At 60.3% G+C, this 19057-nt stretch carries 13 protein-coding genes; 3 read left to right on the top strand and 10 right to left on the bottom strand.

Annotated features, from left to right (window positions below):
* On the bottom strand, positions 1-3317 hold a 3317-nt coding region (locus FJ964_RS31065), incomplete at its 3' end, for an autotransporter-associated beta strand repeat-containing protein (protein ID WP_181172582.1).
* A gap of 356 nt (positions 3318-3673) precedes the next feature.
* Between FJ964_RS31065 and FJ964_RS22920 the strand changes: the two genes are divergently transcribed.
* Positions 3674-4627: a hypothetical protein gene (locus FJ964_RS22920; RefSeq protein ID WP_224629773.1), complete on the top strand. Its 954-nt coding sequence runs from the start codon at positions 3674-3676 to the stop codon at positions 4625-4627.
* A 79-nt stretch (positions 4628-4706) separates the two neighbouring features.
* Here FJ964_RS22920 and FJ964_RS22925 read toward each other — a convergent pair whose 3' ends face one another.
* The 7 genes from FJ964_RS22925 to FJ964_RS31425 form a co-directional block, all read right to left on the bottom strand.
* On the bottom strand, positions 4707-5141 hold the full coding sequence (locus FJ964_RS22925) for a GNAT family N-acetyltransferase (protein ID WP_140552514.1): 435 nt from the start codon (positions 5139-5141) through the stop codon (positions 4707-4709).
* Positions 5142-5404: 263 nt separating this feature from the next.
* Entirely contained in the window at positions 5405-6346 is a 942-nt protein-coding gene (locus FJ964_RS22930) for a hypothetical protein (RefSeq protein WP_140552515.1), read from the bottom strand.
* A gap of 143 nt (positions 6347-6489) precedes the next feature.
* Entirely contained in the window at positions 6490-8061 is a 1572-nt protein-coding gene (locus tag FJ964_RS22935) for a serine hydrolase (RefSeq protein WP_318023192.1), read from the bottom strand.
* 55 nt (positions 8062-8116) lie between these two features.
* The gene (locus FJ964_RS22940; protein WP_140552516.1) at positions 8117-9724 is read right to left on the bottom strand and encodes a D-alanyl-D-alanine carboxypeptidase; all 1608 of its coding nucleotides are present in this window, start codon (positions 9722-9724) and stop codon (positions 8117-8119) included.
* A gap of 160 nt (positions 9725-9884) precedes the next feature.
* Positions 9885-11486, bottom strand: a complete 1602-nt coding sequence (gene dacB / locus FJ964_RS22945; protein ID WP_181172583.1) for a D-alanyl-D-alanine carboxypeptidase/D-alanyl-D-alanine-endopeptidase — start codon at positions 11484-11486, stop codon at positions 9885-9887.
* Between the two features lie 67 nt (positions 11487-11553).
* Entirely contained in the window at positions 11554-13206 is a 1653-nt protein-coding gene (locus FJ964_RS22950) for a ShlB/FhaC/HecB family hemolysin secretion/activation protein (protein WP_181172584.1), read from the bottom strand.
* Positions 13207-13602: 396 nt separating this feature from the next.
* Positions 13603-13788 carry a hypothetical protein gene (locus tag FJ964_RS31425; RefSeq protein ID WP_224713244.1) on the bottom strand — a complete coding sequence of 62 codons (186 nt, stop codon included), beginning with the start codon at positions 13786-13788 and terminating at the stop codon, positions 13603-13605.
* Positions 13789-14414: 626 nt separating this feature from the next.
* On the opposite strand from FJ964_RS31425, the gene FJ964_RS22960 reads away from it, so the two are divergent.
* Positions 14415-15116, top strand: coding sequence for a Crp/Fnr family transcriptional regulator (locus FJ964_RS22960; protein ID WP_140552519.1), 702 nt, complete (start codon positions 14415-14417; stop codon positions 15114-15116).
* An 82-nt stretch (positions 15117-15198) separates the two neighbouring features.
* Positions 15199-15444 (top strand): hypothetical protein, encoded by a 246-nt coding sequence (locus tag FJ964_RS22965; protein ID WP_140552520.1) that lies wholly within the window; start codon positions 15199-15201, stop codon positions 15442-15444.
* A gap of 636 nt (positions 15445-16080) precedes the next feature.
* Here FJ964_RS22965 and FJ964_RS22975 read toward each other — a convergent pair.
* Positions 16081-18201: a hypothetical protein gene (locus tag FJ964_RS22975; protein ID WP_140552521.1), complete on the bottom strand. Its 2121-nt coding sequence runs from the start codon at positions 18199-18201 to the stop codon at positions 16081-16083.
* A 194-nt stretch (positions 18202-18395) separates the two neighbouring features.
* Entirely contained in the window at positions 18396-18992 is a 597-nt protein-coding gene (locus tag FJ964_RS22980; protein ID WP_140552522.1) for an epoxyqueuosine reductase QueH, read from the bottom strand.
* Positions 18993-19057: the final 65 nt, after the last annotated feature.

The raw sequence follows: 19057 nt of genomic DNA on the forward strand, positions 1-19057 counted from the left end.
CGGCGGGCAAGCACCGCCTGGACGGGATCGGCGGCATGGCTTGCCGACATGTCGAGCGCGGCGAAGCTGCCCTCGCCTGCCGCCTTGTCGTCCTCGGCATAAGCCGCGGCGGCGCTCGCCGCGCCCTCCGTGCCGACAGGCTGGAGCCCGCCCTCGCCCTGCCCGTCGAGCACGCCCAGGAACCGATCGGCGCTGTCGATGCCGGCAATGATGGCACCCGCCGCGATCTCGCCGGAGAGTGCCTGCAGGGCCAGTGACCCCTGCGCTATTGGCAGGCCCGACAGCGCCCCGACGATGCCACCGAAATTACCGCCGGCTGCAGTGGCATCGAGCACACCGCCGATCGCCCGCTGGTTCGACGTCTGGCCGGCCGAGCGGAAGGCATCTGGCGCCAGGATCAGGGAGAGATAGAGGTTGGTGGGATCGAAGCTGAGCACGGGGCGCAGGAACGCGAAATCGGCGGTCACATCGTTAAATGTGGCAATGCCGCCGGCCGGCGCCGAGGCGATCGTGTACGTCGTGTTAGGCACGTAAATGCCGGGCAACGGGACAACGTCGAGGGTGCCGGCATGTACCGTCGCCTTGTGGCCGGCGCCAACGATGGTGATGCGGTCGCTGGCACTGGGGCTGATTTCAACCTCGAAGGTGCCGCTGTTCCAGGTGAGATTGCCGTCGATCGTGATGTTGCCGATGGAGTTGCCCGGTTCGATCGTGCCGCCGTTGTTTGTAATATTGCCGGTGATGTTGCCGACGCCACTCAGGATACCGCCCTTGTTGAGCGTTACATTGCTGGTCAGGTGAACGTTGACGGCTAAGCCGCCGGTATTGATGGTCGTGCCGCCGCCGACAGTGCTGGTGCCGGTAAGGGTGAGCTTACCGGTGCCGTTCTTGGTGAGCGTGCCGGTGCCGGTCATTGCGCCGGCATAGGTGCCGTTGACGCCCTGGTCGAAGATGACGGCGGCATCGTTCAGGATACGGCCCTGCAGGGTGTTGGCTGCGCCCTGCAGGATGCCGGCCGACACCGTCGTGCCGTCGGTATAAGTGTTGTTGCCGCCCAAGGTCAGCGCGCCGGCGCCGGTCTTGGTCAGGCTGCCGAGGCCGGTGATGTTGCCCGCGAAAGTGCCGTTGGTCGCCTGGTCGAAGGTGATCGACCTGGCGATCGGATTGTTCGCGTTGGGGTCGAAGACGATGTTGCCGCGCAGGCTCGTTGTGTTGCCCTGCACCGCGCCGCCGTTGTTGAAGATGTTGCCGGCGTAGCTGTTGGCACCGGTGATAATAAGCGTGCCGTCGCCGACCTTGGTGAGATTGCCCGAACCGCCGACTATCCCATTCAGGGTCAGGGTCTTGCCGGGGTCGACCAGGAATACGCCACCGGCGCCCTCCAGTAAGACGTTGCGCGTGCTGGTGAAGGTCTCGGATGCGCGCAGGCCGCCGTTGTTTTCCAGCGTGATGCCTGTACCCGTGGCGCCGAGCTTGTCGTCGGAAGTGACCCGTAGCGTTCCGCGCTGCACCAGCGTGCCGCCGGAATAGGTGTTGGTGCCCGTGAGCTCGAACTCGCCGTCGCCGCTCTTGATGAGGCGACCGCCGCCGCTGATGCTGCCGCTCCAGATGAAGGGATGCAGCGCCACGTCGATGCCGCCGTTACCGGCGAGCATGATCTTGCGGTCGATCGAGGTGACCGCAGGGGTGTCCTTTGTGGTTCCGACCGCGCCGCCATTCAACGTGATCGCCGTACCCACCGCGCCCAGGTTGACGTCATTCGTGAAGCGCAGGACGCCGCCGGTCACGGTCGTCCCGCCGCCGTAGGTGTTGGCCCCTGAAAGGATCAGGTCGCCGTCGCCGGACTTGGTCAACTGGCCGCTTCCGCTGATCACGCCGCTCCAGGTGAGTGGAGCCGATGCAACGGAGAAGCCGCCCTTGTCCGTGATCGTGACGGGGCGATTGCTTGTCGGCCCCGGATGGACCGTGGCCACGCTTCCGATCGTGCCGTTGTTCAGGTTGATGCCGATGCCCGCGGCACCCAGGCTGGCGTCGCTGGTGAACAACAGCGCTCCGCCCTTGACGGTCGTGCCGCCAGCGTAGGTGTTGGTGCCTGAGAGCGTGAGATCGCCAGTGCCGGTCTTGGTGAAGCTGCCGCCGCCGGAAATGTTGCCGGTATAGGTCCCGTTGATTGTTTGGGCGAAGACGAGTGAGGCCTTGTTTGTGATATTGCCCGCCAGGCGCAGAGCGTTGATCTCCAGGACGCCTTCATTGACGGAGCCGCCGCCGGAGAGCGAAGTCGCACCGTCGAGAATGGTCGTGCCGGCCCCGTTCTTGACGATAGCCCAATTGCCGCCGCTGCCGGCGCCCCCGGTCTGATCTGCAATGGTGTCGCTTATCAACTGGGTCTGCCCGGCGCCAGGGGCCACGGTGAATGACCCGTTGCCGTGAAAGAGAATGCCCGATCCGATGCCTTGGCCGGCGGTGGCCCTTCCTCCTCCGCCGTTGCCGCCTGCGACGCTGTTTCTAAAAATGTCGAGATGGTCGGCCACAGTGAGCTCGCCGCCATGCTGAACGAAAATCGCGCCGCCCAGGCCGCCGCCGCCACCGCCACCTTGTTCATGACCACCGCCGCTGCCGCCGCCGAATCCCCCCTGACCACCGTTATTGGGGTTCCCGTCGGGGCCGATACCGCCACCGCCGCCGCCAAAGACACCAGGTCCGCCGTTCTCGGGTCCCGGTCCACCTCCACTGCCGCCACCGCCGGGGCCGCCTTTGGCCCTGGTTCCGTCGTATATGTCGCCGCTTCCGAACATACCGCCGCCGCCGCCGCCGGCGCCTGCAAAGTTGCTGTCAGCCGAAACGCCGGCACCGCCGTCGCCACCCTGCGCCAGGTTGTGCAGCAAGGTGAGGTTGCTCACTGTCACGCGGGCGCCGCTGGCGACGAACAGGGCCCCTCCAAGTCCGGCGCCGCCGCCGCCGCCGCCGGCATCACCCGTGTTGGGGCTCACGCCGTTGCCGCCGTTGCCGCCCTGTGCCTTGGCATTTTCGATGACGAGATCATTGATTGCGACCTTGCCCGACTGGACGAACAAGCCGCGATGCTGCTTGTTGCCGGAGAGCGTATGATTGGCGCCGTTGATGGTCACGTCGCGCTGCACCTGTGGCAGGTTGGCGCTCAAGGCGACGTTCGCGGTGAAGGTGATGGTGTCGCCGTTCTGCGCGCCACCACTCGGATTGAGCGCGGCCTGGAGCTGTGCCTCGCTGCCGACATCGAAGTTCCTGGCGTTTGCCGGAAGTGCTGTCGACAGCAGACCTGCAAGGAGGAAAATGGCCAATGCCAGGCACGAGATCCGCGTCGGCGGCCAAATTTGCCTGAGCCGGCCGGCCGTAAGGCGCGACCGCCTGATGACATCGACTTTTCTACCCACCTGCCTGGCCCCTCGAACTTTCCCGAAATAGGAAATCTTAAAATTAGAATGCACCCATGACTGCCGATTGAGGCAGCAAATCAACAGCATTTCTGCCGCCTGCCGGGTGACGAAGGTTTCACCGCAGACGCTCTAAATCGAAAAGAGATCCTCTCAGATAAACGGGAGCGGTGTTATAGAATTCTTTGCCTTTTCCAGGAAAACTGACCCTGGAAATTCAGGGCGCTTCTGCGGGTGGGTGGGACAACAACAAAGGAGAACGCGTGACGCAGGATATTGGTCAGAAATTGCGGGTGACGATGGCACTCCTCGGCGCCGTGACACGCAAGGACCTCGCGGCGGCGTTCCGTCGTGTCAACCCGGCGACGTCGTTCGATGTCGAGCGCGCGCACAAATGGATGCAGGGTCGTGCCCACCCGCGCGAGCTTCGGCTTTACGAGGACTGGGCGAAGGTTGTGGATGTCGGGCGTCCCGGAGCCTGGATCGCCGACTGCGAGCTCGACGACTTCATCCAGGCTATTTGTACTCGACACAATTGCGAGCGCGACGTGCTGGAGCGGCGAAGCGAACCGTCGCGCCGGTCGGTCGCCGGGCGGCGACAGGATTCAAGCCGGTCGCTCGCCGGCACCTACGCCTGCTACTCCCATGCCTGGTCGCCCTATTTTCGCGCCCAGCTCATCCGGGCAGAACTGTCAATCCAATCGAATGGCCCGCAGGGCGTTCTCGCGCACTATTCGGAGCGGCTGCCGACGAGCCGGTTTCAACTTGAAGGTCCGCTCGCGATGGCGGGGCGGGCCATGCACCTCGACCTGGTCGAACCCGGCGGCGATGGCCGCATGTTCTTCTGCCTTTCCTTGCCGACACCACCGGCTAGCGTCCTTGCGGGCCTGATGTGCGGTGCCACGATCATCGGCCCCGACGCGCAGCCATCGGTGACCCGAATTGTGATGATCCGACTTCCAGCGCCGAGCATGCGACTGCGCTCCGCGGTTGCGTACCTGCCGTCCGAAACGTCGGTTGCCGGCGACTTGGCCTCGCTGGGTCTGCGGATTCCAGATCCAGCCGCGGTCGACGAAGGCATCGGCGCGTTTCTGACGGGCGGCCACGAAGCGGGACTCGATCAAATTCAATCGCATTGCCACAGGGCGTTGGTCGACCTGTTCGATCCGATCTGGCTTGCTAGCGCAATGGCGCAGCAACGTTTCGGAGAGGCTTAGCTGCTCTGCGGGCGATTAGAATACGATGCTCCGCGTGCCGGGCCACATCGCGCCTACCATAGCCGAGATGTATTTGTCACTAAACCGACGCTGTTAGCATCTTGCGCAAGAAGAACCGACCTGAGCCCCGAGCGTGATCTGGAAGTTGCCCGAACACCTCGTAACCCAAGGTCTGATAGAAAGCTGGCGCCTGGAATCCATAGGTTTCCAGCCAGACCCCCACACACTTCCGCTCCCGAGCGAGCTGTCCAGCGGCATTCATGAGCCGGGTCCCGAGCTTCTGTCGTCTGAGGGGTTCCGGAACAAACAACAGTTCGACGAACAACCAATCGTAAGACACCTTCCCCCACAGGCCGCCGATGGTCTCATCGCGGTCATGATCACGAAGGAGGATGGCAACCGCCTCATAGCCAGAGGGTTCGCCCGCCGCATCATTGTAGCTGACCAAGGCCCTCAAAATCGTTTTATAGTCGGCATCTTCGGGTTTTTCGGATACAATAACGATCGGTCGCATAGATCAGCCTACCCAGGATAGTTGCATCGATGAATTATCGAGCCGCATACATTCAAAAAGCCGAGGAATTTGTCTCAGAAACACTGCGACGGAGATATAGAATTCTTTGCCTTTTCCAGGAAAAACGGTCCTGGAAACCGGACCGGTTCGCGGGCGAGGCAACAAGAGCAAGGGAGCAGGCATCGAGATTCGCGACGGAGTAATCCCGGCACGCGGCGGCGAGCTGAGATTAGCCACACGAGGGTAGCGAGATCAGTCTCGATTCAAGGCGTTGGGCTGTAGCGAAGCAATTTGAAGCAATCCCCGCTTCCCGACGTCAATTGCGTCAGGAAATGCTTCGACCGATCGATCCACTCCTGGTGCGACCTGGCGTCCGCTTCAATCTCATCGACCGGTCTAAGTTTGACGAAGCCGCGCCCGTTGCTGAAAAGCCAGCACGCACGGCCGAGAAGTCTCCTGCTGCGCAGGCGCAACAGGTCGGCATCATAAAAGATATCCAGCACCTCCTGTTTGATCTTCCGCTCCTTTTCAGGATTAGCGATCGCGGCATCAAGTGGCTCACCGCCGATCGCATCGTGCAAATCCGTGTAGTCCAGCGGGAGCTGAGTGGTGGCATATTTGATCTCGCTCTCATCGCTGACGATATTGAACCACAGCGTCGGATCGAGTTCGTTGACGACGAACGACGATTCGAAGTCGCGCGATAAGTTCAGGATCTCGAACGCCTGAACGTCGACGTCGCGCTCGACCAAAAGAAGCTCGGCGACCTGCTTGGCGAGCTCCGCTCCGTGCGCGCCGATGGCGTTGTTCTTTCCACCGAGTTTCGGATCGATGTAGGGCCCGCCTTCATCGAGCAGCGTATCGAATTCACCAAGGGATTCGACGACGGCAGCGCCGCGAGCAATGCGTGCCGCCAGTTTGGCAAGGACCTGCTGGAGTTCGGTTTCGCGTTTGCGCTGGTCCTGGTAATTCTGCTGAAAAAAGAAGATGAACAGGGATACTCCAATTCCGATCAGGATCACCCCCAGCTGCGAAAAGGTGTTGCGATAGTATTCCAACAGCTTTTCACGATGGCGTGCGTCCTGCCGCACACTGTGCGCCACTCCAAGATTGACGATAAGCGAAATGGTCAGGAGTCCGGCGCCAACGAGGATGAGGCCGCCGATGAGGAGGTATCCGTAGCCTGAGAACGTCGTGAAATCCATATCATTTACCGAGTTGCTGAGGCGTTAGACGCAACCTAATACCATGGGGCAACACCTAGATCTTCTTGGCGCGGCAACATCCGCGGGCGGGAAGATTCTCGGGTGCCGGATGATGTGTATAGTCAAAACTCCCGCTCTCTGGATCACGGCTTGCGTAGGTCTCGAAGAAAAGTGCCCTGGCCATGGAGGTTCAAATTCTCGATCGTGACGGCTGTCGTCCGGTCGGCCTCGACAGTGAACGTAACGGCGCTTGGTCCAAAGGCGTTTTCGCCTATCGGTTGGTATGTGAACGTATCGCGGCTGATGTGCTGAAGTTGAAAGGATTCCGTGCGGGGCCCGAGGCTCATGACCAGGCTACCGCTCTTCTCTGTGACCGTCAGTCCGCCATAAAAGTCGTTGCCGTAAGTGCCGACATAGCTCGCTGCAGGCAGGGCCGGCGAAGGCTGCGAACGAGCCCGTGTGGCATCGATGGCGCCGCCATAGTCGGGCTTCATGGCATCCGCCATGAACTGGCCGTAGGCGTCGATCCAGTCTCGTTCAACCTTGCCGGCAAATACGAGATCGAGAAAGCTCTTGCTCGCGGCCTCTGCGAGACCGACAGGATGGCCGTTCGTCACCACGACTATGCCGAGCCGTTCTGCCGGAACGAGATGCACATTCGTGCCGACACCAAGATTGAACGCTCCCGAGTGGCTGAGATGGATGCGACCCTGCGGGTCGAGATCGACGTTCCAGCCGAGTCCGTAAGACGGGGGAAAAGCGCCGGACGGAACCGGCGCGGATCCCCGCGCGATCACTGGTTGGTGGGTCTCGGCAAGAGCAGCCGAGGTGACAATCTCCTTGCCATCGAGCTTGCCGCCGCCAAGCTGGAGCCTCAGCCACTGCGCGAGGTCGCGTGCCGTGGAGCTGACACCGCCAGCCGGAGACTGGGCGTCAGGATCGCGTGGCGGGCCGGGAAGCCATTTGCCGTCAATGCGGACGGAATTCACGGCGCGATTTTCGGCGGCGAGGAAATCGGAATGTCGCGAGCTCGTCCGGGTCATGCCCGCGGGTCGATACAGCCGCTCTTCCGACAGTATTTCCCAAGGCTTCCCGGCAGCCTTGGCTGCGGCGAGCGCCGCTTCCGTCAATCCGAAATTGGTGTAGGCGTAGCTTGCCCGGAAGGGACCGGCCGGGTTGACGTGGCGTAGCCGGAACAGGATTTCTTCGCGGCTGTATCCCAGGTCCTCGAGGAGATCGCCGATATGTCCGGGGAGACCGCTTCGGTGAGAGAACATGTCACGAAGCGTGACCTCGCGCGTGACCCAGGGATCCTTCAGTTCAAATCCGGGGTCGTGCTTTACGATCGGATCGTCCCAAGCCACGAGACCTTCGCCGACGAGAGTGGCGACCACCGTGGACGCAATCGGCTTCGACATCGAGGCGAGCTGAAACACGGTGTCCGGGTCCACGGGCTCAGGCTTGCCCACCTCGCGAACGCCGTAGCCGCGGAGAAACACGACCGTATCGTCGTGAACGATGGCGATCGCCAAGCCAGGCACCCCGGTTCGCGACATGCCATCACGGATAATGGCATCGAGCTTTGGGAGAACCTCGGTGACATGGTCAGTCGTCACGGGGGCAGTCGTAACGGGCTCGGCGAAGGCCAGTTTCGGCAGGAGGCAGGCAACGATCGCGGCTCCCGCCCAAAAGGCCAATTTCGAATTCATCATCATCTGCTCCGGCGGTTGGAACGTGCCCCACGGCACCCAATGGGAAATCTCGGGGCCATCAGTTGAGTTCGTACAAAATCGCAGATATCGCTCCCTCGTCTGCGAACACCTTGATGACGTCTGCGATGCTGCCGATTGGCGTGACATTGTTTACGTAGACAACATAGGCGAGCAGTTTTCCTGCCTTCGATCTGATGTATCCCGCAAAGACCTGCGCTTTGAGCGTGCCGTCCGCGATTGTTGTCCCGGTCTTCGCAAACACGTGTCCCACGGCCGGCGCAATGACGGGGTTTGGCGGATCGATGCCGACGGTGGCTAGCGAACCATCGACCCCGAGAGCAGGAAGGGCATCGAAATAAGCTTCCGACGCTTTCGTCTTGCGCATTGCTGCAAGCAGGCCCGTGACGGCACCAGGGGTGGCGCGGCTATCGGGGCTGCCGCTGCCATTTGTCGGAAAATCGAAGCCGTCGGGAGAAAGTCCATACTCACCTATCAGCGTATTCCGCTCGGCTGCGAGGGCCGTCTCGACGGTTCTAGCTCCCTGTGTGAGGCCAAATAGGGCAAGGCTCAGATTGGCCCCGAGATTGTGGCTGACCTTGAGGATCAGCTTCGCGTATTCCGCATATGGCGGGGAGACGAGGCGAGCGACTTCCGCAGATTGTAAGTACGAGCTGTTCGAGGGAAGCTTCGCGACTGGGTTCGGGCCTGTCGCCGATGCCGTAACCGAGACTCCCGCCCTGCCCAGCGCCTCGATTAACGCCGTGCGGGCAAAGGAAGACGGCTCGACGATCGGAAACGTTTGGACCAACGTCGCCACGCCGGGCAGGCTCGGCCTGTAGCCAATAGGGATCTGGCCCTTGACGATCCCGACCTTAGGGTCGGCGGGCGATATCTCGAGGGAAATTTCCATCGGTTTGCTGGCGGCCACGGTTTTCACCTGTGAACTGATGGTGAAAGCCGCTGTCTTAGGTCGCCAGTCCACCTCGGCCGGTTGCCCGGCTTCAGCTGGCAGGATGGTCACGTCGATAAGATTGTCGTTCACGATGATCGGTGTGATCAGAACATTCCCGTTTGGCACGCGGAAATGATCGAAAAGGCGATCGTCGATGATGACATCGCCCGTAACGGCCTTGATCCCGGATTGGGCGACCTGCCTCGCAATGGAATTCAGCCCGGACAGCGGATCGGTTTCCGTAAGGATCGCGCTGCCGAGCGAGTTGGCCTCGGTGTGGTCGAAATTGGTGAAAGCGATCTTGCCGCCAGCCGTGGTCCGTCCGCCAAGGGTCAGATCCCCGCTTGCGAGCAAGACAAGATTTCCTTGGAGCGTGCCGTCTGCCCCCACCTCGCCGAGGCGATAGGCCTTCGTCTCGAAGCGATGATCGACACCGAGCGCGTTCAGCGCGAGACCGACCGAGAACAGCTTTCGTACCGAACCCGTGAAGAAAAGCGAGTCCGAGCCGTAAGCCGTCGTCGTGGCTCCCGAGGGGAGATCGACTGCCCGGAGGCCCCAGACCGCCCCGGAATAGCGGGGCGCGTCCATAATCGCGCGGATAGCGGGCGGAAGTTCGGCTGCGGCCGCACCGGTTCCGGCACCCCAAAGTGACGCCACGACGCCCATGGCAACCATCAAGCCGCTTCGCGTGCCCTTGAACAGCGTTCGTTCCATCTCTTCCTCCAATGCGGCTGCGGCTCGACTGCCGCGACGTACCGACGTACCAATGAGAATGCCAATCCGAAGAGAACGCGCATCAAGGCACTGCCCCTGAAGATAGCAGAGCTGGGAGTGCTGTAGTGCGTTGCCATGCCTGCCTCGCAAGCGTCGCGGCCTAGTAGGCCTGCTGAATCGCGGCGGCGATCGCAGCAATATCGTGATCGGCGGCGATGAAATCCTCGACCGAGCCAAAAGGAGCGCTGTTGAGGAAGATCGCAAAAGCAAGCTCGCGGCCGCTTTTCGCCTCGATATAGCCGACTTGGGTCTTGGCGATGATGATGCCTTGATAATCTCCCGGCGCCGAGGTGACCCGTGTACCATCCTTGATGTGAATATGCCCGACCGCCGGGGTTCCAAGGCCGTTTGTAGCTTGTGTTCCATCCACGCCCAGGATGGCCATTCCGTCCCGGATGGCCGATCCCCACGGCTCCTTGACGATCCGCGTGAGCACCGTTGTCTGGTCCGCGGGCGCTGTCTTGGCGTGGTCATCTGAGCCAGCGCCGTCGAAGACGTAAGTGCTTTGCCGCGACACGCCCAGGCGATCCAGAAGTTCAAGCTCCTTGCCGATTCCGGCCTCGCAGTCCCGGCTTCCGCCTTTCACGGCTGCAAGGCACAGCATCAAATGGGCGCCACGGTTGTAGCTGACCTTGAGAACGACCTTGACGAACTCTGAAAGCGGAGGCGAGACGTGCTCGGCCACTTTGTTGCCGGGGGAATAGGCCGCCGCGTCCGGCAGTTCGTCAACTGGATTTGGCCCAAGCGCGTTCGCGTCGACCTTCACTCCGGCGCGCTGCAACGCCTCCATGAACGCTGTTCGAGCGAAGGCGGCCGGGTCGGGCACATGCCAGATGTTCAAGGTGGGCGCGACTCCGGCGGCGATTTCGCCGCTGACCCGTATCTCTCCAGGGGCAGGCGACTCGATCGTGATGGGCTTCGGATTCTCTGCGACGGTCATCACGGCGCCCACCACTTTGACGGACGCGGTCTTGGGTCGCCAATCGATCTTGGCCGGCTGCCCCGCGCTGGCCGCCGTCGTCATGATGTCGATGACGTTTTCGTTCAGCCAGATCGGAGAAATGATCCCGTCCGTGGGGTTGCGATGGGTTTCGAAAAGCCGCGCATCGATGACGACGTCGCCTCCGACCTCGGCAATGCCGGATTCTCGAACGGCCTTAGCCAAGCTGTCCAAAGCCGCCAGCGGATCGCTCCCCTTCACCAAGGCGCCTCCAGCAAAACCGGTGTCGGCATAATTGTGGTCGATCTCTGGAAAATTGTTGTAGCCGAGAGTGCCGTCAGGCTGCTCTCGCAGGCCGAAGCTGAAATCTCCAGAAGCGACCAGGATCAGATTGCCGTCGAGCCTGCTTTCCGACACCGACCCAGTCTTGTAGACCGGGGTATGGAACCGGTAGTCCGCCCCAAACAGATCGAGCGCAGTGGCCGTGCTGTAGACCTTCATGATCGACCCGGGAGTGAGCGACCGGTCGGCCGCCTGGTCTACAAGCACGGTCCCTGTGTCGCGATCGACCACGCGCATGCCCCAGCTTGTGTGTGCGTACGCGGCTTTCGATTGAATCTTTGCTATGACATCGGAAACGCTTGCCGGCGTGTCGCCTTCGACCCGGGGAAGGGTATCGGCGCGCGCCCCCATGCCACATGAGACACCAAGGTTTACTAGCGCCACGAGAGTGGTCATGGACATCGAACGGATCGTGATCATGGGCAATTCCTTTTCATGAGCGTGAGATCCACGCGCCGGGCGAGAGCTGAGCGTAGAGGCCGCATGGTTAGAACCGCACCCCGGCAGCAACGCGGAACAGGGCGCCCTCGACGCCGAGCTCGGCTTCATCTTTATACGGTGTAGCGACGTAGGCCAGGAGGTTGAGGTGGTTTCCAATCCCGGCGCGGATGCCGATACCGACGGAACCGAGCGAAGCGAACTCATATTCCCTGCCCGGCGGGTTCCAGACCGCTCCATAGTCGACGAACCCGAACAGGCTGGGATTGGCCAGCCACGGTATGACGGCGTCGATCCCTTTCCGAAGCTCGAAGGCGGCCGCGACGCCATCGTCGCCGGTGATCGAGGAGCTGTCGAAGGCTCGGCTATAGGGGTCGCCTCCCAAGTCGAAGCGGACCGCCGAAGGGAGCTCGGTGAAGCCGTACTGGCCGGTGAACTGCAGCTGCGCCGAGAGGGTATCCCTAATGTCGCGCGAGAGCGTGCCCTCACCGAACACGTAACTGAAATCGGCGTTCTCGGTGTTTGAGCCGAGACCGCTCCAACCCTGGCCCAGCCCGGCCTCAGCGACCACGGCGACACCGCCTATGGTCGTGTCAAACGTGGCTGCCGCCGTCAGCCACCGATTACTATTCCGCGCCGCCGGATCGCCGTTGACGTCAACTGCGACATCCTTGGTGTTGATCGCGAATTTGGCGAAGAGGTTGTGGTCGATCGTGCGCACAACCGCATAGTTCAAAAAGGCCTTTCCAAACGTGCTCCCGACGTGAATGTCGTTGTCGTCCAGCGGATTCGACCAGACTTGGCCGAATTCATACCCGGCAATGAACCCGGACGGCCCGAGCGGAAAGGCCTGCCCGAACCGGAGAAACACGAGTTCGTCCGGGTCGGCGGGATTGGTCACCGCGAGCGCCTCGGTGCCCTCGAACAATCCGAGAGCATCGTTCACGCGCGCGATACCGGAAAGCTGCAACGGCCCGGTTGATGGCGTGCCCAGATTGTCGAGGCGGGCATCGAGCCCGCTCCTCTTGAAGTCGACCTTCAACACAAGCCTTCCCGCAGCCGGATCGTCCTCGACCTTGGAAAGCTTGGCCTCCACCGTGAAGCCGGGGATATCGGCGACGAGCAGGGCGTAACGCTCAAGGTGAGAGACGCGGACTGGTCGCTCCGCCACCATGCGGGCAATATAGGGCTTCAGCCGTTCCTCGAGACCGGGCTGATCCGAATCCACGACAACGTCGCGGAGATAGGATTCGTAGACGACGATGCGTATCCGGCCGCTGCTGAAATCCTGCTGCGGGACCAGAGCCGCCGCATAGTAATCGTGTTCACGGTAGATGCGTTCTATTCCGTCGATGACCTCCTTCATATCGAGGAGTGAAATCTCTCGACCAATCAGTTTCTCCCAAAGCGTAGAGAAGATCGCCGGATCGAGCGTCACCGCTCCTTCGAGATCGATTTTGCGGAGCCGAAAGCGGATGCTTTTGAGCTGCTCGGGGGGTAGACCGGCGACCGGCGCGGCGTGGGTAACGGTGATACTCGGAGGCCGCCGAGGCGGCGGCTCGAACCGCTCAATGACAGTTGTCTGATCTCTGATGGCGCGGTCCGCGTCCTGCGCCTCCCCGCGAGAGACCAGCACCGCTAGAAAGCTGGACGCGATCAGCACCAGTCTGGTGGCCAGACAAAGCCGGTCGTGGTGAACCACTCTTTGCTCCAAAACTGCCCACGAAGTTCTCAATCCGCAGACATCCTAAACCGAGAGGAATTGTCTCAGATAAAAGGAAGTTGTCTCAGATAAATGGCGACGCGTGCATAGAATTCTTTGCCTTTTCCAGGAAAAATGATCCTGGAAATTCGGAGCAGTTCCGCAGCTAGGCAACAAGAACAAGGGAGAAGTGATGGCGCGGGAGATTGATGAGAACTGCAGCGCCTTATGGACGACAAGGATGCGGCAGAGGCGAAGAGGAAAAAAGAGCGACCAGAATGGTGGGAGCGCTATGAAAGACAAGAGGATGGCCTCACGATCCTGCAGGGCCTTTGACAGTTCCGACAACTGATCGAGCACGCTCCCCAGCCGCATTCCGGCGACCCCTTCTTCGAGCTAGGTGCCCCTGAGCGTTTCCCTGACCTCGGCATGCCATGCGCCCTCTCGGCGCTCGGCAATTTCAACAGCGAGCCGCCTGGCGGCCAGCTCCTCTTCCTTCGCCGCGACACTCTTCAGCGTTTCCGCGCGTTCCGCGTCGACCTTCGCCTGCCTATCGAGAAAGCGGTCGGCGGCGACCACCATTGCCTCCAGGGTCTCACCAGCTCCGGCTGAATTCCAACGCTTTGAAGAGCCGAGGCCAATCCGAGATGGATCCGCTCGCCTTCGGTTCTTGCGCGTTCAATCCTTGCGCGTGCGAGCCGCATCTCGTCCCAAGCGGCAAGTGCGTCAGCGTGCGCAGAGAGGCGCTCCTGGAGAAGTCGATCAGCATATCTAGCGACTGAGCCTGGCAATCCTCAAGCAAGGCGCTGGGCTATTGCGGAAGCTACCGTGAGGCGTCAGCTTCAGGGATCCGCCGAACGTGAGCGGCCAGACCGCGGGATGAAGGTCTTGGTCGAGGTACCAAATGTCACGACCGCCAGGCTAGGGGGCTGTTCCCCAGATTCTAAACGTTCAGCAGGCGACCCCCAACTCGGCGTTAAGCGTTGGGATCGCTCCGCCCGCATAGAGGATGGTGTACCCGCACAAGCCAATGCGTTTGCGGTAGCACTAAGGAGTTAAGCCTGAATCGCAAAAAGGGCTTTCCAACTGGGCTACATCCAATTTGCTAATCGCGCCCTTCAGGTCTACTCTACGATATATCGGCCGCCAGTGTTTCGGATGCAGCAGACAGTGAGAGGTACGTGCTCTTGCCCGTCAGGGAGCGCGCCGTGCCCCAATCCCTTCTTCGCAATCATGTATTGAAAGCCCTCTCGCCTGAGGATTTCGCGCTGCTGCAGCCGTCAATGCATCACGTCGAACTGGGCCTCAAAGCCCGGCTCGAGAGTTCGTATCAGCCAATTGAGCATGTGTATTTTCCAGAGGCGGGTATCGCTTCGGTGGTCGCCACCATGACCGGAGGGCGGCAAAGCGAAGTCGGCATCATCGGCCATGACGGCATGACAGGGGTGGCGGTTATTCTCGGTCAGGACAGTTCCCCCAACGAAACCTACATCCAGGTCGCCGGCAATGGTTGGCTGCTCCCGGTTGAAAGCCTTCGCCCTGCGATTGAAGAAAGCCAGCCCCTTCGCGAGTCGTTGCTTCGCTATGCGCACGCGTTCCTTGTCCAGTCGTCCCGTACGGCACTGGTCAACGGTCATTCCAAAATCGAGGAGCGGCTGGCCCGGTGGTTGCTTATGGTCGATGATCGTATGGAGGGCAACAGAATCTACCTGACGCACGAGTTTCTGGCCACCATGCTTGGCGCCCGGCGCCCTGGCGTCACCATAGCCCTGCAAATGCTTGAATATCGGGGGCTGATCCACGCCGAACGCGGTGAGATCACCATTGTAGACCGGCCCGGAATGATAAAGCTGACGCACGGCGCCTATGGCGACGAAGAGCAACGTCACTTCGGCAGTGCGTCCGGCTGAATGTCCGGAATCGGACACACCCTTACGGGGATACCGAATTGCTGCCAAAAATCGTGTTGGTTTGGGTTCAGGAGGAACTCACATGACCAACAGTTTTCACACCGTCACAGTTGAAAGGGCGGCCGAAGCCTATGTCCGTTCCAGAGGGCAGGCCCGCTTCCTTTCCATCGCACAGGCAATACGTGCCATTCGAACACTGCTTCCGGCGTGTAAGGCCACTGACCGCGAATTGGAAGAGATATTGGCTGCGGCATGCATCCTCCACAGCATTCCTGTAGCTTTCGACGCAATAACTGCCGATCGCTCTGAAAAACGGCTTCATTCGTAGGCCGTGCAATGGCAGACCTCGTCTCGACTTACTTCACCGGACGTTCGCCAAACGATTGTCCGTCACCTGCTTGATCATGTCGAAAGTCCTAGCGTTTCGATAGCGAGGTCATCCACGCCGTCAGAAAACGGATCCCGCTGTGCGAATTGACGGATTGGGAACGTGGCGATTACATAGCGCGAAGCGCGATCGACGCAGGTTTTGCTGTGGAGTTCGACGCGGAGGTTACCTGATCGCTATTATTTAACGACAGCAGCTCTCTACCGGCGCCCTAGCCTGGCGAACTTTCCGAACCGAACTTCGGTCCCACATTCCCGGTTCACAGGTATTGCGGAGGCGCGGCGATCGGCTAGGAACCACCGGCATGCGGAATAGGTCATAGGCGGCTGCCTGCATCTACAAGCCGCTGCTTCCCAATTGCCGGGCTAGGTCTGCTGTGTAGTGAAGCCAACGGCTACCCAAACGTCTGGCTTGAAGCGCGTAGCCGACAGGCACCTTTGGGGCCGGTTCCGGACAGTCTGGTCATGGAGAAATCCGGCTGTAAGCGGCCATTCTCCATCCGACCCCATGGCGGCCATTCATCTACCAATGGCCCTCTCGCCAAAAGCGGCCATCGGATCTCAAGCAAGCTACCGGTCACGACGGTCCTTTTGACGCCCCGATCTTCCGTTCAATTTGCAGCTTAAGCTCCAATCGAGAACGCTCCGCGTGCTTTTGGCTTGCCTCCAATGCTGCTTCAAGGTCGTCGATGGCATCATCGTCAAGGAGTGCTCGACGGATATCAAAGCGCAGCTCAAGAAATTCGCTTCGGAAGCGCTCGGCCCTCAGTTTGCGGAGGGCTCGTTCAATCCAATCCTTGGCTTCTACCGCATCACCTTGGGCCAGGCGCGATCGGGCCATCAGGCGTTCCAGCCATTCGTTGTCCAAGGGGGTAAGCTCACGAAGAATGACCTCTGCTTCGTCAGGTCGCTCCATGTCAATTAGGAGCTCCGCGTGGCGCTGGTGATGAAATGTCATCGGCTTTACTATCGCTCGATAGTGCGCCAGGGCCTTTCCCCGGAGTTTGCTGGCAACACCAGGAGAAAGTCGTGCTGCCTCGCTATAGATTTCAGCTCGTGCCGCACGTTCTCTGTCTGATTGTATGCTATCAAGCTCGACGTCCGGCAAACCGTCGAAGATTGACTGGAACATACCCGGCCGCTCTATCGAAATGTATCGACCAAGAGATGCGAACGCATCGAATGCATGTTTCGCTCCGGCATTTGCAGCCGAGACGATGGTGTTCTCGATCGAGGCGGCGTGGCGATCAATCAGACTAGATCGCCATTCGCCGGATCCAGATGGCAGACGCTCAATAACTCCGAGCAAAACCGAATAGGTCAGCCCGTCTGTCTCGGCACCAGGTCCTAGCATCTCGTTGACGAGTTGGGTTGCCCGCGCTTCCTTCTCCTGATTGGCGCGATAGATATCCACAAGCTGCAGTCGCACCTCGTGCAGGGGAAATGGACCCGCTAGGACTTGCTCGAAAAGCTCTGCCGCCGCCTGCCTCTCATTCAGACGCTTCAAAGCTTTCCCTTTGTGGTGAAGGAGCTCCGCAGTTTCCTTTATGGTGAGCTCTGGCAACAACAACATCTCGTCGAAGGCGACAAGACGAGCCCTTAGACGGTCTTGTGCCGCCGGATCGTGCCGCTCCTTGTCGTAAAGGAAGAGTTGTTCGATCGCCTCAATCACCGCATTAACTTCGAGGGGCTTAGGCTTCCGCCTAGCCATTCCCTTGACCGCATCCAGTGGCTCGCCCACGAGGTCCGGCTTGGTCTCTAGGGCATCCCAGGTGGTCAGCAGTGCAAAAAGAAATGAGGGCGGGGCGTCACCTTGCCCAACCAGTGCCTCGAGCTTTGGCAGTAGAATTCGCGCATTGCGCCATAGATCGAGACCTTCCCCTCCTGATGCCTCAATAATATAGTCCTCCAAGAGCCGATCAAGCTCGGCACTCCGCTCGGACGTGCACCAGCTCTCATCGAGCGCTGCGTGAACAACATCATGCAACCTGATGGCTCTGTCCCGGTCAGGCGCGGTTAGGCTGTTGGCTTTCAGTTTTCGAATGCCTAGCGGTTTGATTGCAAAACTGAGGAAGTCCTCATCGCAGACTGACAATCTCGACCACGCAAACACGGAAAGCTCTCGAACGAGCGACGGACGCAAGCGCTCTAGCATGATATCGGTAAGGCGACGTCCGCCGGTCGCCATTTCACCAATGGCCTTGCAGTCTTGGACAATGTCCTGCCAAGAGGCTCCTTGGTTCACCGCGGCAAGTATCAGCGAAAGGCTGAGCGGGTGGCCATGGATTGTCGCCCAAATCGTATCAAAGACCTCGTCTGGGCATGGCGCACCAGCCTGTGCCAGCAAGGCCTGAGATTGAGGACGATCCAACATCGGCAAGCTGTAGGATGTTGACGACGTCGATCGTTGAGTCAGGATTATGTGAGAGCCGGCACCACAAATCTTCTCAAGCCTGCGCAGATCCATATCGGCAGGCGCGTCATCAATGACGAGCAGACATGGGAGGGTCTGCATTAGGCCGACAATATTGCGGCTCTCCCCAGCACGAAGAAGGGGTAGCGCCTGCAAATCCTCCACACGGCGTACTTCGTCTCCATCCAGCCAAATGCGCACATGATAGTCACTCTGATGAACATCGGCGAACGCCCGCGCCATGGCCGTCTTGCCAAGCCCGCCCACGCCACTGAGCGCGACCACCGAGCTTCGGCTCAGTCGATCTACGATCTCGCTATCAACATCAGGCCTTTGCAGCCAAGTGTCCTCCGGCTCGGGCACCGCCCGGCTAGCGGCCTCTTCCTGCCGAATGCGTTCAAGCTCCGGCAAATAGGGGGCCAACTTCCGGACGACCGCGTCGCTGACAATGAGATGGTCGACGAGCTGCGTTGCAATTTCTACCGCACCCCATAGGTGCAGTGACCCCCCTGCATCTCAGGCAGCGCGAGAGCCTCGCGTACGAATTCCTGCGTGGCCTGTGGTTTGATTCTCTGCCCAGAGAGAAGAAAAACTTTCTCTGCGTTGGGAGCGCCGGCTAGGGCATGGGCCAAGTCGCCACGAGCCTTGTCCATGTCACCGCCGAAATAGTCTTTACGATCTGAATACTCGACCACAACCTTGCCATCGGCGCTCGTGGTATCGACGACGCCCGCTACCGGATAACCGAGCAGGTTCACGCCACGGTGATCTAACGGGAGTTCGATAATGGCCTGGACGAAGAACCCGCCGAACTTCTCAAAGTCCGTAGATATATAGCCGATGCCATTTGCCAGACGATCGATGAGAGCGGTGCGCCGCTTCGGATTCATAATGTCCTCGATAGTGGCCACTAGCCATTTGTGGTTTTTATATCGGAACAATAATGATGTGCTGAAAAATTCGTAACTCTCACTTGGATAAGAAGGCCCATGTGCAGAATTGAGTAGCTTTAAACCCAGCTTATTTGAGATCAATCGATGCAGGCCTTCTTGGCCCCCAGGGTCGCGGACGAACATCCAGTTTTCGATAAAGGTGGATGTGAGCGGCGAAGGGCTGCAGGTGACGGGAATGCATGAGTGCT

Source organism: Mesorhizobium sp. B2-3-2 (assembly GCF_006442295.1).
In the GTDB taxonomy this organism is placed as follows: Bacteria; Pseudomonadota; Alphaproteobacteria; order Rhizobiales; family Rhizobiaceae; genus Mesorhizobium.

Coding starts and splice junctions, on each gene's coding strand:
- FJ964_RS22925 (WP_140552514.1), bottom strand. CDS start 5,141: ATGCGACCGATCGTTATTGTATCCGAAAAACCCGAAGATGCCGACTAT.
- FJ964_RS22930 (WP_140552515.1), bottom strand. CDS start 6,346: ATGGATTTCACGACGTTCTCAGGCTACGGATACCTCCTCATCGGCGGC.
- FJ964_RS22935 (WP_318023192.1), bottom strand. CDS start 8,061: ATGATGATGAATTCGAAATTGGCCTTTTGGGCGGGAGCCGCGATCGTT.
- FJ964_RS22940 (WP_140552516.1), bottom strand. CDS start 9,724: ATGGAACGAACGCTGTTCAAGGGCACGCGAAGCGGCTTGATGGTTGCC.
- dacB (WP_181172583.1), bottom strand. CDS start 11,486: ATGATCACGATCCGTTCGATGTCCATGACCACTCTCGTGGCGCTAGTA.
- FJ964_RS31425 (WP_224713244.1), bottom strand. CDS start 13,788: ATGGTGGTCGCCGCCGACCGCTTTCTCGATAGGCAGGCGAAGGTCGAC.
- FJ964_RS22965 (WP_140552520.1), top strand. CDS start 15,199: ATGACCAACAGTTTTCACACCGTCACAGTTGAAAGGGCGGCCGAAGCC.
- FJ964_RS22980 (WP_140552522.1), bottom strand. CDS start 18,992: ATGTTCGTCCGCGACCCTGGGGGCCAAGAAGGCCTGCATCGATTGATC.